General features: G+C 71.8%; 1 protein-coding gene. It reads right to left on the bottom strand.

Annotation, left to right across the window (positions count from 1 at the left end):
* Positions 1 to 15 precede the first annotated feature (15 nt).
* Positions 16 to 18,144, bottom strand: a complete 18,129-nt coding sequence (locus HNR67_RS16280) for a non-ribosomal peptide synthetase (RefSeq protein WP_185003024.1) — start codon at positions 18,142 to 18,144, stop codon at positions 16 to 18.
* Positions 18,145 to 18,161 lie beyond the last annotated feature (17 nt).

Raw genomic sequence — 18,161 nt, 5'->3', positions numbered from 1 at the left:
GCTGGTTGTCCCCCTTCAGAGTTCGTTGCCGGTGCCGTCACCGAAGGCGAGGCGCTCGAGTTCGGCGAGGACCTTCTCCTCCACCAGCTCGGCCAGGGCGGCGACCGTGCGAGCGGTCAGCACATCCTTGGGCGTGAGGGCGAGGTCGAAGGCTTCCTTGGTCTTCGCGGTGATCTGCAGGCTGCGCACGGAATCGCCGCCGAGGTCGAAGAAGCTGTCCTCGATGCCGACCCGGTCCAGGCCGAGCACCTCGGCCCAGATCTCGGCGAGGACTTCCTCGGTCTCGGTTTCCGGCGCCACGTAACCGGTCTGCGCGACAAGCCCCGCCGTGGGCGCGGGCAGGGCGCGGCGGTCGAGCTTCCCGTTGGGTGTCAACGGCAGCGCGTCCAGGGTGACGAAGGCGGCCGGGACCATGTAGTCGGGCAGCCGCCCGGCCAGGGTGGCGCGCAGTTCCGGCACGCTGGGGCTCTCCCCGACCAGGTAGGCGACCAGGCGCTTGGCCCCGTCGTCCTCGCGGGCGATCACCACCGCGTCGGTGACGCCGTCCTGTTGGCGCAGCAGGGTTTCGATCTCGCCCGGTTCGATCCGGAAGCCGCGGATCTTGACCTGCTGGTCGGCGCGGCCCAGGAACTCCAGTTGACCGTCGGCCCGCCACCGCACCAGGTCGCCGGTGCGGTACATGCGTTCGCCGGGGGCGTCGAAGGGGTTGGGCAGGAAGCGATCCGCGGTCAGGCCGGGGCGGTTGAGGTAGCCGCGGGCCAGTCCGGCCCCGGCCACGTACAGCTCGCCGGGCACGCCGACCGGGACCGGGTTGAGGTCGCCGTCCAGCACGTGCACCCGGGTGTTGCGGATCGGGCGGCCGATCGGCGGAATCCCGCCGGGGGTCAGCGGATCGCTCCAGGTGGTGACCACGGTGGACTCGGTCGGCCCGTAGGAGTTGATCATCCGGCGGCCCGGGGCCCAGCGGTCGACGAGTTCGGCGGTGCACGCGTCGCCGCCGACGATCACCGTGCGGAAGTCCGGCAGCTCGGCGTCTTCGGGCACGGTGGCCAGTGCGACCGGCGGGATCAGCGAGTGGGTGATCCGCTGGTCGCGCAGCACCTCGGCGAGCTGCTCGCCGAGCAGCGAGCCCTCCGGCGGCACCGCGAGCGCGGCGCCCGCGGGCAGCGACATGCAGAGTTCGAGCACCGAGGCGTCGAAGCTGGGCGAGGAGAACTGGAGCACCCGGTCGCCCGGATTGACCTGGTAGTGCTCGATTTCCGCGGCCGAGAAGCTGGCCAGCCCGGCATGGGTGACGACCACGCCCTTGGGGGTGCCGGTGGAGCCGGAGGTGTAGATGACGTAGGCCGGGTGCTCGGGGCGCAGCGGGGTGGTGCGGTCCGCGTTGGTCGGGGCGTCCGTGCGGGTGCCTTCCTCGGCGAGGAAGTCCTGGTCGATGACCAGCACCGGCTTGGCGTCGGTGAGCATGAACTCGATCCGGTCGGCCGGGTAGTTCGGGTCGATCGGCAGGTAGGCGCCGCCGGCCTTGAGCACGGCGAGCTGGGCGATCACGATCTCCGCCGAGCGCGGCAGGCGCAGGGCCACTATCGTCTCCGGGCCGACGCCAAGGCCGATCAGCCGGTGGGCCAACCGGTTCCCGCGCTGTTCCAGTCCGGCGAAGGTGATCTCGCCCTCGCCGAGGACCAGCGCGGCGCCGTGCGGGGTGCGTTCGACCTGGGCCTGGAACAGTTCCGGGAACACCGTGGGCACGGTGTCATCGGCGGTGTGGTTCCAGGTCTGGAGCTGCTCGCGTTCGGCCGGGGTGCGGATGTCCAGGCGGGACAACGGTTCCCGGGTGTCGGCGGACAGTGCGCGCAGGACCTCGGTGAGGTGCCCGGCCATCCGCTCGATGGTGCCCGCGGTGAACAGGTCCGGGTCGTAGCCGAACTCCAGGTGGAACTTCTCCCCCGGCGAGACGACCAGGCTGATCGGGTAGTTGGTGGTCTCGATGGCTTCCAGTTCGCGGACGCCGAGGCCGTTGGCGGCGGCCACCTCGTCGTTGATCGGGTAGTTCTCGAACACCACGATGCTGTCGAAGAGTTCGGTGCCGCCCTCGACCTGACTCCAGGACTGGAGCTGGGACAGGGCCACGAAGTCGAACCTGCGTGATTCGGCCTGGGCGGACTGGAGGTCCTGCAACCAGGTGACCGGGTCGGCGGCCGGGTCCACGGTGAGCCGGACCGGCAGGGTGTTGATGAAGATGCCGGTGATGTCCTCACCGCCGGGCAGGTCGGCGGGGCGGCCGGAGACCGTTGCGCCGAAACAGACATCGGCCTGGCCGCTGTACCGGGACAGCAGCAGCGCCCAGGCGCCCTGGACCACCGCGTTGAGGGTGAGCCGGTGCCGCTTGGCGAACTCGTACAGCCTGCTCGCCTCGGTCTCCGGCAGCGCGAACCCGGTCCAGGTTCCGGAGCGGGTGTTGTGCGCTGGGGTCTTCGGCTGGTCCAGCGGCAGCGGGGTCGGGGTGTCGAAGCCGGTGAGCACCTCACGCCAGTACACCTCGGCCTGGCCGTGGTCCTGGGCGTCCAGCCAGCGCAGGTAGTCCGCGAACGGACGGCGGCTGGGCAACGCGTGGCCCGCGTGCGCGGCGAAGACGTCGGAGAGCACCTGGAAGACGCTCCAGCCGTCCAGCAGCACGTGGTGGAAGGTCCAGACGACCTGCACCGAGTTCTCCGACAGCCTGGCCAGGGTGACTCTCAGCAGCGGGGCCGCGGTCAGGTCGAGCCCGGTGACCCGGTCCTGCTCCAGCAGGTTGGCCAGTGCGGTGCGTCGGTCCTCTTCGGACAGTGCGGTCCAGTCCAGGTGGGTGACCGGGACGGTGACCTTGGTCTGCACGACCTGGAGCGGCTTGGGCACGCCGGACCAGACGATCCGGCTGCGCAGCACCGGGGTGCGGTCGACGACCTGCTGCCAGGCGGCGGCCAGGCGGTGCGGGTCGGTGACGCCGTCGAGCACGAACTTGGCCTGCTCGAAGTAGACGCCCTGCTCCTGCTGGGACAGGCCGTGGAAGACCATGCCGGTCTGCATCGGGGTCAGCGGGTAGATGTCCTCGACGTCCCCATCGGCCACCAGCCTGTCCACTGTGGACTGGTCGAGTCCGGCGAGCGGGAAGTCCGATGGGGTGCGGCCACCCACGCCGGGCTGGGCGCAGTGCTCGATGATCTCGCGCAGCGCGGTGCGGAATCCCTCGGCCAGTGCGGTGACGGTGGCCTCGGTGTGCTGGTTGGCAGAGTAGAACCAGGTGAGCTGGAACTGCTTCTGCTCGACCGCGCCGACGATGTCGAAGATCCGGTCCCGGTCGCCGTCCAGGCTGACGTCGGACCGGATGCCGCTGCTGCCGCGGACCAGTCCGGTGCCGGTGCCGGACTCGAACTGGCCGAGGTAGTTGAAGCTGATCGGGGCCGGGGCGACGCCGGGCAGCCGGTCGGTGAGCCAGCGCAGCGCGCCGTAGCCGAGCCCGCGGCCGGGGATGGCGCGCAGCTGTTCCTTGACGGACTTGAGCGTCGCCGCCCAGTCGGCGTCCGGTGTGGACAGTGCGACCGGGAACAGGGTGGTGAACCAACCGACCGTTCGGGAGAGGTCGACGCCGGGGAACAGGTCCTCGCGGCCGTGGCCCTCCAGGTCGATCAGCAACCGGTCCTGGCCGGTCCACCCGGTGAGCACCCGGCCGAGCGCGCTGAGCAGCACGTCGTTGATCTGGGTGCGGTAGACCGGCGGCACGGACTGGAGCAGCGCCTGGGTCTCGGCCTCGTCCAGATGCACGGTGACCGAGGCGGTGGAGGCCAGGGTGTTGGGGCCGTTGAGGTCTACCGGAATATTCGCGGCGATGTTCGTGCTGGTCCAGTGGTCCAGCTCGTGGTCGAAGCCACCGGTGCCAGCGTGTTCGGTGAGGCGCTGCGACCAGTCCCGGAAGGAGGTCGTTTTGCGTCCGATGTGGACGGTCTCCCCCGCGATCGCCTGCCGGTACGCGGTGTCCAGGTCCTCCAGGAGGATGCGCCAGGACACGCCGTCGACGACCAGGTGGTGCACACACAGGTGGAGCCGGTCGCCGTCCCGGTGGACGCGCAGCAGCGGGCCGGTCAGGTCGAACTCGCCGAGCGGCCGCCCGACCACCAGGTCGGTTCCGGTGACCGGGTCGTTGTGCTGGCGCCAGGTGTCGCCGTCGCGGGTGTAGCGCAGGCGGAGCGCGTCGTGCTGGCTGACCAGGGCGGAAAGCGCGGTGTGCAGGGCGGACTCGTCCACATCCGGGGCCAGATCCAGGGTCATGGCCTGGTTGAAGTGGCCGGGGTTCGTGGTGGATCCGGCCAGGAACCAGTGCTGGATCGGGGTGAGCGGGACCGCGCCGGTGACCTCGCCCTGTTCGGCGGTGTCCGGTTGCGCGTCGGCGACCAGCACGGCGAGTTCGGCGATGGTCTGGGCGCGGAACAGGTCGCGGGGCATCAGGCCGAGGCCGGCCTGGCGGGCACGGGAGACCACCTGGATGCTCAGGATGGAGTCGCCGCCGAGGGCGAAGAAGTTGTCCGCGGTGCCGACCCTTGGCAGGCCGAGCACCTCGGCCCACACCTGGGCGAGGACCTGTTCGGCCTCGGTGCGCGGGGCCACGTAACCGGTTTGGGCGAGGGCGCCGAAGTCCGGGGCAGGCAGGGCGCGGCGGTCGAGTTTGCCGTTGCGGCTCAGCGGCAGCCGGTCCAGCAGCAGGAACGCGGCCGGGACCATGTAGTCGGGCAGCACCTCGGCGGCGGTGGCCTTGATCTTGGACACGTCCGGATCGGCGCCGACCAGGTAGGCGACCAGGCGTTTGATCCCCTGGTCGGCGCGGGCCAGCACCACGGCCTCGGTGACCCCGGGCTGCTCGGCGAGCACGGCCTCGATCTCGCCGAGTTCGATCCGGAAACCGCGGATCTTGACCTGCTCGTCGGCGCGGCCGACGAACTCCAGGACACCGTCGGCGGTCCAGCGGACCACATCGCCGGTGCGGTACATGCGGGTTCCGGCCGGGCCGAAGGGGTCGGGCAGGAAGCGGTCCGCGGTGAGGCCGGGCTGGTTCAGGTAGCCGCGGGCCAGACCGGCTCCGGCGAGGTGCAGTTCACCGGCGATGCCCGGCGGGACCGGGTGCAGGTCGGTGTCCAGGACGTAGACCCGCATGTTGTCCTGCGGGCGGCCGATCGGCACCAGGTCCGGCACCGGGCTGCCGGCGGGGATCCGGTGGTGGGTGGCGAAGGTGGTGGTCTCGGTGGGTCCGTATCCGTCCACAACGGACAGTCCGGGGCAGGCGGCCAGGACCCGGCGCACGGCCGGGGCTGGCACGACGTCGCCGCCGGTCCAGACCTCGCGGACGCCGTGCAGGCAGTCCGGGGCGTCCTGGGCGAGCAGGCGGAACAGCCCGGCGGTGAGCCAGAGTCCGGTGATGCCGTACTCGGTGACCAGGCGGCGCAGGGTGTCCACGTCCAGGTCGCCCGCGGGGGCGACGATCACCCGGTCGCCGTTGAGCAGCGGCACCCACAGTTCGTAGGTGGCGGCGTCGAAGGCGGTCGGCGAGTGCAGCAGCACCCGCTCGTGCGCGCCACCCCGGAAGCAGCGGTCGTGTGCGAGCGCGCTGACGTCCCGGTGCCGGACCGCCACGCCCTTGGGGGTGCCGGTGGAGCCGGAGGTGTACATGACGTAGGCCAGGTTGTCGCCGTGCACGGAGACCGTGGGCGGCTCGGCCGGGCCGTCCAGGGTTTCGTCGATCCGGACCGTATGTCCACTGTGGACTTCGGTGGCGGTGGCGGCCCAGTGCTGGTCGGTGAGCAGCACGGTGGCGCCGGATTCGGCGAGCACCAGGCGCAGGCGGTCGGCGGGGGCACGCAGGTCCAGCGGCACGTAGGCGCCACCGGCCTTGACGATGGCCAGTTCGGCGACCACCAGTTCCGGGGCGCGTTCGGCGAGCAGGGCGACCGGCTGGTCCGGGCGGACGCCGAGCGCGATCAGCCGGTGCGCCAGGCGGTTCGCCCGGGTTTCCAGGTCGGCGTAGCTGTACTGGCCGCCGTCGAAGGCCAGTGCGACGGCCTGTGGGGTGCGGGTGGCCTGGGCGGTGAACAGCTCGCCGAGGCTGCCGGTGGGCAGCGGGTTGGCGGTGGCGTTCCAGGTTTCCAGGACCCGGTGCCGTTCGGCCTCGGTGAGCAGGGAGAGCTGGGCCGGGGTGCGTTCGGGGTCGCGGGCGATGCCGGTGAGCAGCAGGGCCAGGCGGTCGGCCATGGCCTGCACGGTGTCCGCGTCGAACAGGTCCGGGTCGTAGTCCAGGGCGAAGGACAGTTCGGCGCCGGGCGAAACGACCACGCTGACCGGGTAGTTGGTGGGTTCCTCGTCCCGGGATTCGGCCATGGTCAGGCCGGTGGCGGCGATGGCGGCCGGGTCGAACGGGTAGTTCTCGAAGACCACGATGCTGTCGAACAACCCGGTGCCGCCGGGCAGGTTCAGCCAGCCCTGCAACTGGGCCAGGGAGACGAAGTCGAACCGCCGGGACTCGGCCTGGCTGGTCTGCAGCTCGCGCAGCCAGGGCAGCAGTGACTGTCCACTGTGGATGTCGACCCTGGTGGGGATGGTGTTGATGAACAGGCCCACCATGGCCTCCACGCCGGCCAGGTCGGCGGGGCGGCCGGAGACGGTGGTGCCGAAGACCACCTCGGACTCGCCGCTGTAGCGGGAGAGCAGCAGGCCCCACGCCCCCTGGAACACGGTGTTGAGGGTGAGTCCGTTGTGCTGGGCCACCTCGCGCAGCCGGGTGGTGTCGGCGGTGCTGAGCTGGGCCCGGACGGTCCCGGAAGACGCGGCGCGGTGCGCCTCCCGGGACTGCCGGTCGAACGGCAACGGCGTGGGAGTGCTGAAGCCGTCCAGTGCGTTCCGCCAGTAGGTGGCGGCCTGTTCGGAGTCCTGGCTCGCGAGCCAGTCCAGGTAGTCGCGGAAGGGCCTGCGGGACACCGGGTGCAGCGGGGTGCCGCCGGTGAGCGCGGCGTAGCGGGCGCAGACCTCGCCGAAGACCTGGGCCGCGCTCCAGCCGTCGAGCAGCACGTGGTGGAAGGTCCAGACGAGCAGGACCTCGTTGCCGGACAGCGTGATCACCGCGATCCGCAGCAGTGAGTCCCGCGCCAGGTCGAAGCCCTGGGCCCGGTCGGCGTCGAGGAGTTCGCGCAGGTCCGCTTCGGTGTCGGTGCGGCCGGTCCAGTCCAGGTGCCGGGTGGGGACGACGGCGGTGCGCGGCACGAGCTGGAGGGGTTCGCTGACGCCTTCCCAGACGATCCGGCTGCGCAGCACCGGGTTGTGGTCGGCGGTCTGCTGCCAGGCGGTGGCGAAGGCGGCCGGGTCGGTGACGCCGGTCAGTCGCAGCTGCACCTGGTTGAAGTAGGCGGTGCTGGCGTCCTCCATCAGGCTGTGGAAGACCATGCCCGCCTGCATCGGGGTCAGCGGGTAGAGGTCGGCGACCTCCCTGCCGTCCCCGACCAGACTGTCCACTTCGGACTGGGTGATCCGGGCCAGCGGGAAGTCCGCCGGGGTGCGGCCACCGGCGCCGGGCTGGGCGCAGTGCTCGACGATCTCACTCAGCGCGGTGCGGAAGGCCTCGGCCAGGGCGCGGATGGTGGTCTCGGAGTGGCTGCCCTGGGCGTAGGAGAAGGTGAAGGTCAGCTGCCGGGACTCGACGCTGCCGATGACGTCCAGCAGGTGCGGGCGCTGGTTGCCTGCCCCGGACTCGCCGCCGAGGCCCTCGGGCAGTCCGGCGATCAGGCCGTCCGTCTCCTGTGGACGGTCGAACTGACCGAGGTAGTTGAAGCCCACGAGCGGGGTTGGCTGCGCGGGCAGGCGGTCGGTGAGGTGCCGCAGCACGCCGTAGCCGAGGCCGCGGCGAGGGATCGCGCGGAGTTGTTCCTTGACCGTCTTGAGTGCCTCGCCCCAGCCGAGGCCGGGGGTGCCGGGCAGGGCGAGCGGGAACATGGTGGTGAACCAGCCGACCGTGCGGGACAGGTCGATGTCACCGCCGAGATCCTCGCGACCGTGGCCCTCCAGGTCGAGGAGCACCCGGTCCCGGCCGGTCCACTCGCCGAGCACCCTGCCCAGTGCGGTGAGCAGCACGTCGTTGATCTGGGTGCGGTAGACGCCGGGCACGTCCTGGAGCAGGGCGCGGGTGGTCTGCTCGTCGAGTGCGACGGTCAGGTTCCGTTCCCCGGCAACGATGTTGGCGCCGCTGCCGTCGACCGGGATGGCCGGGTCGGCGGAAACGCCGGTCCAGTACGGGAGTTCGGCGTCGAACTCGCCGTTGTCGGCCAGGGTGCTCAGGGTGCGGGCGAAGTCGCGGAAGGAGGTGGTCTTGGCCTCCAGGCGGACCGGGTTGCCCGCGCGCAGCTGCCGGTAGGCGGTGTCCAGGTCCTCCAGGAGGATCCGCCAGGACACGCCGTCGACCAGCAGGTGGTGCACGGCGAGGAAAAGCTGGTCGGTGTCCAGCAGCACGGCCTTGAGCAGTGGGCCGTGTTCGAGGTCAAGGCCGGTGTGGTCGGCGGGGCCGCCGAGCTGGAGGATCTCGGCCGGGGTGTCCGCGTGCTGCTGCCTGCCGCCGGTGAAGCGCAGCCGCAGTGCGTCGTGGTGGCGGACCAGCGCGCGCAGGGCCTCGTCCAGCAGCACCGGGTCGGGGCGTTCGGTGAGGTCGAGCAGCACGGACTGGTTGAAGTGCGCGGGTTCCGCGGTCTGGGTGGCGAAGAACCAGTGCTGGATCGGGGTGAGCGGGGCCTCGCCGGTGACCGGGCCCTGGTCGGTGCTGGGCCGGGTGGTCTCGGTGGCGGTCGCGGCCAGTCCGGCGACCGTGGGGGTGCGGAAGAGATCCCTTGGCATCAGGCCGATTCCCGCCTGGCGGGCGCGGGAGACGACCTGGATGCTGACGATGGAATCGCCGCCCAGCTCGAAGAAGTTGTCCTCCACACCGACCCTGGGCAGGTTCAGCACGGTGGCGAAGATGTCGGCGAGCAGCCGTTCGGTCTCGGTGCTGGGCGCGACGAATCCGGCCGCGGCGACCAGGCCCCAGTCCGGGGTGGGCAGCGCGCGGCGGTCGACCTTTCCGTTGGCGTTCAACGGGAGTGCGGTCAGCGGCACGAACACCGAGGGCACCAGGTAGTCCGGCACCGACTTGGCCAGGAACTCGCGCAGTTCGGCGGCGGCCGGCACCGGGTGACCCTCGGCCGGGACCAGGTAGGCGACCAGGCGCTTGCGGCGGGAGCCGTCCAGCAGCACCGCGGCCACCACCTGGCCGAGGGCTTCGTGCCGGAGCAGGGCGTTGTCGACCTCGCTCAGCTCGATCCGGAAGCCGCGGATCTTGACCTGGTCGTCGGTGCGGCCGAGGAACTCGATCTCGCCGTCCCGGTTCCAGCGCACGGTGTCGCCGGTGCGGTACATGCGTTCGCCGGGTGCGCCGAACGGGTCGGCCACGAAGCAGGCCGCGCTCAGACCCGGCCGCCCGAAGTAGCCGCGGGCCACCCCGGAGCCGCCGATGTGCAGTTCGCCGGGCACCCCGGCGGGGACCGGGCGCAGGGCGCGGTCGAGCACGTAGAGCCGCATGTTGTCCAGGGCGCGGCCGATCGGCAGCAGCTCGGGCACCTCGGCGGCGACCGGCAGGTCGTGGTGGGTGGCGAAGGTGGTGGTCTCGGTGGGGCCGTAGACGTCCACCGCGAGCAGGCCGGGGCAGGCGTTGAGCACCCGGCGCATCGACTCGGCGAGCACCACCTCGCCGCCGGTCCAGACCTCCCGGGCACCGGCGAAGCAGCCCGGATCCTCCTGCGCGATCAGCCGGAACAGCCCCGCGGTGAGGAAGATCGCGGTCACGCCGTGCTCGCCGATCATGCGGCGGAACACCTCGGCGTCCACGTCGCCGTCCGGCGCGACCACGACCTGGCCGCCGGAGAGCAGCGGCATCCACAGTTCGTAGGTGACCGCGTCGAAGGCCAGCGGGGAGTGCAGCAGCACGCGGGCGTGCCCGCCCTGGTGGAACCGGCGGTGCGCGGCCAGCGCGAGGATGTCGTGGTGCCGGACGGCCACGCCCTTGGGGATGCCGGTGGAGCCGGAGGTGTGCGTGATGTAGGCGAGGTTGTCCGCGTGCACGGCAGGCAGCGGCACGGCCAGGGTGATGATCGGCTGGTCCACCCGCAGGATCTGTCCACTGTGGACTTCCTGGGCGGTGGCGGCCCAGGTCTGGTCGGTGAGCAGCACCCGGACGCCGGTCTCGGTGAGCAGCCGGGTCAGCCGGGCCGCGGGGGCGCGCACGTCCAGCGGCACGTAGGCGGCACCGGCCTTGAGCACGGCGAGTTCGGCGATGACCACGTCGGCGGAGCGGGCCAGCAGCAGACCGACCGGTTGTTCGGTTGTCACGCCGAGGCCGATCAGGTGCTGGGCCAGGGCGGTGCTGCGGTCGTCGAGTTCGGCGTAGGTGATGGTGCCGTCGTCGGTGATCACCGCGGTGGTGTGCGGGGTGCGCCTGACCTGGGCGGCAAAGGCTTCCGGCACGGTGCCGGTGGGCAGTGCGGTCGCGGTGTCGTTCCACTCGATGAGGACCCGGTGCCGTTCGGCCGTGGTGAGCATGGGCAGTTCACCGACCGGCCGGTCGGCGTGCGCGGGGATCGCGGCGAGCAGGGTGAGCAGGTGCTCGGCCAGGCGTTCCACGGTGGCCGGCTCGAACAGCGCCGGGTCGTAGCCGAGGTTGACGGTGAGTTCCTCGTGCGGGTAGGCGACCAGGGTGAGCGGGTAGTTGGTGGTCTCCACCCCGCGCAGTTCGCGCAGGCCGAGGCCGTGCGCGGCGGCGGCGTTGTCGTCGAAGGGGTAGTTCTCGAAGACCACGATGCTGTCGAACAGGCTGGCCCGCTCGGGCAGGTCGGTGCAGGCGCGCAGCTGCGGCAGTGGCAGGAAGTCGTAGCGGCGGGCCGCGGACTGGGTGTCCTGGATGCCGCGCAGCCAGCCGGTCAGCGGCTGTCCACTGTGGACCTGGACCCGGGTGGGCAGGGTGTTGATGAAGATGCCGGTGATGTCCTGCACCCCGGCCAGGTCCGCGGGGCGGCCGGACACGGTGGCGCCGAAGAGCACGTCGTCCTGGCCGCTGTGCCGGGCCAGCAGCAGTGCCCAGGCGCCCTGGACCAGCGTGTTCAGCGTGAGTCCGTGTCGCTGGGCGAGTTCGCGCAGCGCGGTCGTGGTGCCGGTGCCGAGGGAGCGCAGCACGCTGGCGGTGGACTCGTGGTGCTGGGTCTCCGCGGGCTGCCGGTCGTAGGGCAGCGCGGTGGGGTCGGCGATCCCGGCCAGTGCGGTTCGCCAGTGTGCCAGGGCTTCCGCGCGGTCCTGGCGGTCGATCCAGCGCAGGTAGTCGCCGAAGGGACGGCGGTTGGGCAGCGCGCGGCCGGAGTGTGCGGCGAAGACGTCGTCGAGGACCTGGAAGACGCTCCAGCCGTCGAGCAGCACGTGGTGGAAGGTCCACACCACCCGGACCTCGGTGTCGCTGATCCTGGCCAGCGCGATCCGTTGCAGTGGCGCCTGATCGAGGGCGATCCCGGCGGCCCGGTCCGCGGTCAGGAACGCGTCCAGCTCGGCCTGCCGCCGGTCTTCGTCGAGGTCACGCCAGTCCAGGTGCCGGACCGGGACGCGGACCTGGGTGCGGACGAGTTGCACCGGCTCGGGCACGCCCTGCCACACGATGTGGCTGCGCAGCACCGGCATCCGGTCGCTGACCTGCTGCCAGGCCAGCGCCAGCCGGTGCGGGTCGGTGACGCCGTCGAGCCGGAAGGTGAGCTGCTGGAAGTAGACGCCGGTGTCGCCCTGGGCCAGGCGGTGGAAGACCATGCCGGCCTGGGTCGGGGTGAGCGGATAGATGTCCTCGACGTCCCGGCCGTCGCCGACCAGGGTGTCCACAGTGGACTGGTCGAGCCTGGCGAGTGGGAAGTCGGACGGGGTGCGGCCGCCGGATCGGGTGCAGTGCTCGATGATCTCGCGCAGGGCGGTGAGCAGGTCCTCGGCCAGGCGGCGGACGGTGGCCTCGGTGTGCCGGTCGGTGGTGTAGAACCAGCTGAATTCCAGGGACTTCCGGTCCACCCGGCCGACCACGTCCAGCAGGTGCGGGCGGGTGGCGGCCGGGTCGGCGGCCAGCGCCAGTTCTTCGTGCAGCCCGTCGTACAGGGCGGTGGCCGGGGCCTCGAAGGTGCCGAGGTAGTTGAAGCTGATCTGCGGGACCGGCTTGTCCGGCAGGCGGTCGGTGAGGCGGTGCAGGGCACCGTAGGACAGGCCGCGGTGCGGCAGGGCGCGCAGCTGTTCCTTGACCGCCTTGAGCGTGCGACCCCAGTCAGTGTCCGGTGTGGACAGTGCGACCGGGAACATAGTGGTGAACCAGCCGAGGGTGCGGGAGAGATCCAGGTCGGCGAAGAGTTCCTCGCGGCCGTGGCCCTCCAGGTCGACCAGCACCCGGTCCTGGCCGGTCCATCGGGTCAGCACCCGGCTGAGTGCGCTGAGCAGCACGTCGTTGACCTGGGTGCGGTAGGCCGCCGGCACGTCCTGGAGCAGGGCGCGGGTCTGCTGCTCATCCAGGCGGACGGTGACCACTTCGGTGCTGGCCACCGTGTTCGGGCCGGTGCGTTCGACCGGGAGCGGGGTCTGCTCGCCGACGGCGGTCCAGTGATCCAAGTCGGCGTCGAAGCCGCCGGACGCGGTGTGTTCGGCGAGGCGGGTGGCCCAGTCGCGGAAGGAGGTGGTCTTCGCGCCGAGCCGGATCGGCTCCCCGCGCACGGCCTGCTCGTAGCCGCTGGCCAGGTCTTCCAGGAGGATGCGCCAGGACACGCCGTCGACGACGAGGTGGTGCACGGCCAGGTACAGCGCGCGCCGTCCGCCGGGCAGATCGCGGATCTCCGCGCGCAGCAGGGATTCCCCGGCCAGGGTCAGCGGCGCGTTGGCGACCTCGGTGTCGCCGATGGGCGCGTTGTGCTGCTGCCAGCCGGATTCGTTGTGCACGAACCGCATGCGCAGCGCGTCGTGGTGTTCGACGAGTGCGGACAGCGCGGTGTGTAAAGCACGTTCGTCGGCGCCCTCGGCGAGGGTGACGGTGAGGTGCTGGGCGAAGAGTTCGGGGTGCTCGGGCTGGATCTCGAACAGCCAGTGCTGGATCGGGGTGAGCGGGGCCGCGCCGGTGACCGGGCCCTGCGCGATCCGGCGGGTGGCCACCGCGGTGACCTGCGGCGCCAGTGCGGTGATGGTCTGGTGCAGGAACAGATCCCGCGAGGTGAGTTGCAGGCCGGCGGCGCGGGCCTTGGCCACCACCTGGATGCTCAGGATGGAGTCGCCGCCGTGGGAGAAGAAGTTGTCGGTGACGCCGATCCGGTCCAGGCCGAGCACCTCGGCCCAGATGTCGGCCAGCACCCGCTCGGTGGCGTTGCCGGGGGCCACGTACTCGCCACCGGCCACCGCCGCCCAGTCCGGTGCGGGCAGCGCGCGGCGGTCGAGCTTTCCGTTGGGGTTCAACGGAAGCCGGTCGAGTCGCAGGACCGCGGCCGGGACCATGTACTCGGGCAGCCGCCCGCCGGTGTGCGCGCGCAGCTCGGCGGAGTCGACCGGGGTGTCGGCGACCACGTAGGCGACCAGGCGCTGGTGGCCGCCGTCGGTGCGGGCCACCGCGACCGCGTCGGTGACCGCGGGGTGGCTCAGCAGCGCGGCCTCGACCTCGCCGAGTTCGATCCGGAAACCGCGGATCTTGACCTGGTCGTCGGCCCGGCCCAGGTACTCGATATCGCCGTCGGCGTTCCAGCGCACCACATCGCCGGTGCGGTACATGCGTTCGCCGGGCCCGCCATAGGGATTGGCGATGAAGCGGTCCGCGCTCAGGCCGGGCCGGTTGAGGTAGCCGCGGGCCAGGCCGCGCCCGGCCAGGTACAGCTCACCGGGCACACCGATCGGGGCCGGGCGCAGGTTCGGGTCGAGCACGTAGGTCTGGATGTTGCTGACCGGCTTGCCGATCGGCGGCGCGGTGTCCCGCTCGATCCCGTCGGAGTACCAGGCCGTGGCGTACACGGTGGCCTCGGTCGGGCCGTAGATGTTGGCGATCCGCCCGCCGGGCAGCGCGGCCTGGATCTCCCTGGTGGCGTGCGCGGACAGGCCCTCGCCAGCCAGCACCACGTGATCGGCGGACACGGTGACCGCGCCCTGGGAGAGCACCTGGGCCAGGGCCGAGGGGACCGCGCTGACCAGGCTGGCCCGCCACGGTTCAGCCCGCGCCTCCCCCAGTGCCAGCACGTTGTCGACCACCTCGATGGCCCCGCCCAGCACCAGCGGGCAGAAGATCTCGAACACCGAGACGTCGAAGTTGAGCGAGGTGGAGGCGACCACAGTGGACAGTCCGGTCAACCCGAAGTCGCGGGCGGCCCAGGCGGTCAGGTCGGCCAGGCTCTCGTGCGCGATGACCACGCCCTTGGGGCGGCCGGTGGAGCCGGAGGTGTAGATGGTGTAGGCGGCGTGCGCCGGATCGAGGGGGCGCAGCCGGTCCGCATCGGTGATGTCCACATCGGACAGTGCGGCCAGCTCGGGCCGGATCCGCTCGATCTCCTCGGCGGTGAGCACCAGCGCGGGAGCGGCGTCGGCGAGCATGAACTCGATCCGGTCCGCCGGGTAGGCCGGGTCGATCGGCAGGTAGGCGGCCCCGGACTTGAGGATGGCCAGCAGCGCGACGATGGTGTGCTCGGTGCGCGGCATCGCGATGCCCACGAACCGTTCCGGTCCGGCGCCGCGGCTGATCAGCAGGCGGGCCAACCGGTTCGCGCGCCGGTTCAGCTCGGCGTAGGTCAGGCTCCGGCCCGCGTGAGTGACCGCGATCGCGTCGGGAGTGCGGGCGGCCTGCTGGGCGAACAGCTCCGGGTACAGGGTGGGGGCGACGTCCAGTGCGGTGTCGTTCCAGCCGCGCAGCACCTGCTGCCGCTCCGGCCCGGTGAGCAGCGGCAGGTCGCCGAGCTGCGCGTCCGGGGTGGCGAGCACACCGTTGAGCAGGACTTCCAGGTGTTCGGTCAGGCGGGCGATGGTGGCCTGGTCGAACAGGTCGGTGTTGTACTCCACCGCGACGGTCAGGCCCTCGGCCCGCGGCCAGAACTCGCACACCAGGTCGAACCGGGCCCGCGGGCGGGGCAGGTCCTGTTCGCTGATCCGCAGTTCGCCGATCTCCCGCGACCGCACGACCGCGTTCTGCAGCACCACCAGGGCCTGGATCAGCGGGGTGCGGCTGGCGTCCCGGTCCAGGCGCAGCTCCTCGACCAGCCGGTCGAACGGCGCGTCCTCGTGCGCGAAGCCGGACAGCACGGTTTCCCTGACCTGGCCGAGGAACTCGGTGAACGGCAGCTTCGGGTCCACAGTGGACCGGAGCACCACGGTGTTGACCAGGAACCCGGCCAGGCGTTCCAGTTCGGCCCGGTTGCGGCCGGAGGTGGCGGTGCCGACGGTGATGTCCTGCCGGTTGCTGTAACGGGCGAAGAGCACCTGGACCGCTGCGGTGAGCAGCATGAACAGGGTCGCGCCACGATCCCGGCCCGCGGTGGTGAGCTTGTCGACCAGGGTGGCGGGCAGCAGATGCCGGTGCACCGCGCCGGGGTTGGTGCGCACCGGCGGGCGCGGGCGGTCGGTGGGCAGTTGCAGGGCCTCGGCCCCGGCCAGGCGTTCCCGCCAGTAGGCGAGCTGTCCGGCCAGTTCCGGGCTGCTGAGCCGATCCTGCTGCCAGGCCGCGTAATCGGCGTAACGCAGCACCGGCTCGGGCAGGTCGGCGGCGCGGTTGTCGCCGGCCGCCGCGTACAGCTCGGCGAGTTCCTCCACCAGCAGCGCGACCGAGGCGCCGTCGGTGACGATGTGGTGCTGGCACAGCAACAACACCTGGTCATCAGCCGCGAGCCGGACCAGCAGGGCCCGGGTGAGCGGGCCGCGGCGCAGGTCGAACGGGCGGTCCAGTTCGGCCGCCAGCACATCGTCCAGGGTGCCCGGACCGGCCTCGGTGGTACGCAGTGGAATGCCGCCGGTGGCGGCGATGATCTGCTCGGGCAGTCCGCCGGACTCGGTGAAGGTGGTGCGCAGCGAGTCGTGCCGGGCGGCCAGTGCGTCCAGCGCGCGGCGCAGCGCGTCGGCGTCCAGGGGCCCGGTCAGGCGCAGGCCGACCCCGGTGTTGTACTCGGTGCCGCCGGTCAGGTTGTCCAGCACCCACATCCGGTGCTGGGCCGAGGACAGCGGCACCCGGCCGACCGGCGCGGCCGGAATCGCGTTGTCCACAGTGGACGGTTCGGGCAACTGGGCGGCCAGGGCGCGGATGGTGCTGGTCTCGAACAGCAGCCGAGGGGACAGCTCCACGTCGAAGGCGGCCCGGATGCGGGCCAGGGCGCGGAAGGCCAGCACCGAATCGCCGCCCAGGGCGAAGAAGTCGTCGGTGACGCCGATCTCGGGCAGGCCGAGCACCTCGGCCCAGATCCGGGCCAGCACCCGTTCGGCCGCGGTGCGCGGCGGCACCGCGGACTCACCGCCGGGCAGCGGTCCGGTGGGCGCGGGCAGCGCGTTGCGGTCGAGCTTCCCGTTGGGGCTCAACGGGAGGGTGGCCAGCACCACGAGCACGGCAGGCACCATGTGGCCGGGCAGGGTTTCGGCGAGCACGGTGCGCAGGTGCGCGGGGTCGGGTTCCTGGCCCTTGGCCGGGACGATGTAGCCGATCAGCCGCTTGAGGCCCTGGTCCTGCCGGGCCACCACCACGGCCTCGGCCACGGTGGGCTGCTGCCGGAGCAGGGTCTCGATCTCGCCGGGCTCGATCCGGAAGCCGCGGATCTTGACCTGGTCGTCGGCCCGGCCGCGGAACTCCAGGACACCCTCGACGGTCCAGCGGACCAGGTCGCCGGTGCGGTACATGCGGGTGCCGGGCGCGCCGAAGGGGTTGGGCGGGAAGCGATCCGCGGTCAGCCCCGGCTGGTTCAGGTAGCCGCGGGCCAGTCCGGCGCCCGCGATGTACAGCTCCCCGTCCACCCCGCCGGGCACCGGGTTGAGCTGCTCGTCGAGCACGTACACCCGGGTGTTCCAGATGGGTCGGCCGATCGAGGGCACGCCGCCGGGCACCAGGGGTTCGCTCCAGGTGGCGACCACGGTGGACTCGGTCGGACCATAGGAGTTGATCATCCGGCGGCCCGGGGCCCAGCGGTCGACCAGCTCGGCGGAACAGGCGTCGCCGCCCACGATCACCGTGCGGAAGTCCGGCAGCTCAACGCCTTCCGGCACGGTGGCCAGGGCCACCGGCGGGATCAGCGCGTGCGTGATCCGGCGTTCGGCCAGCACCTTGGCGAGGTGGTCGCCGAGCAGCGGGCCGGGTGGCGGCACCACCAGGGTCGCCCCGGCGGGCAGCGACATACAGAGTTCGAGCACCGAGGCGTCGAAGCTGGGCGAGGAGAACTGGAGCACCCGGTCGCCCGGTTTCACCTGGTACTGCTCGATCTCCGCGGCGGAGAAGCTCGCCAGTCCGGCATGGGTGACCACCACGCCCTTGGGGCGGCCGGTGGAGCCGGAGGTGTAGATGACGTAGGCCGGGTGATCGAAGTCCAAGGGGCGCAGGCGGTCCGCGTCGGTCGGCGCGGTGTCCGGCAGGCCGTCCGGGGTCCCGGCCAGGAAGTCCTCGTCGATCACCAGCGCGGGTGCGGCGTCGGCCAGCATCAGCCGGATCCGCTCGCCAGGGTAGGCCGGATCCACCGGCAGGTAGGCGGCACCTGCCTTGAGCACCGCGAGCTGCGCCACCACGATGTCCACCGAGCGGGGCAGCAGCAGCGCCACGATCCGCTCCGGCCCCGCCCCGAGTCCGATCAACCGATGAGCCAACCGGTTTGCCCGGCGCTCCAGTTCGGCGAAGGTGACCGAACCTTCCTCGTCCAGCAGCGCGGGCGCCTGCGGGGTGCGCGCAGCCTGGGCCTCGACCAGCTGCGACAGGGTCGCCTGCCTGATGGCGCGGTCAGTCCTGTTGTGCGCCACCAGCAGGTCCGCCGCGCTCACGATGCCGGTCGACTCCGTTGCGGTGAGTGACGACGGCAGGGCGTGGGCGGGCACGGACACCTCGCGTGCGGACATGAACTCAAAACCTTTCA

It is taken from the genome of Crossiella cryophila, from assembly GCF_014204915.1.
GTDB classification, from domain to species: domain Bacteria; phylum Actinomycetota; class Actinomycetes; order Mycobacteriales; family Pseudonocardiaceae; genus Crossiella; species Crossiella cryophila.
The sequence above is the reverse complement of the archived record's forward strand: the minus strand, read 5'-3'. Positions and strand labels throughout refer to the sequence as shown.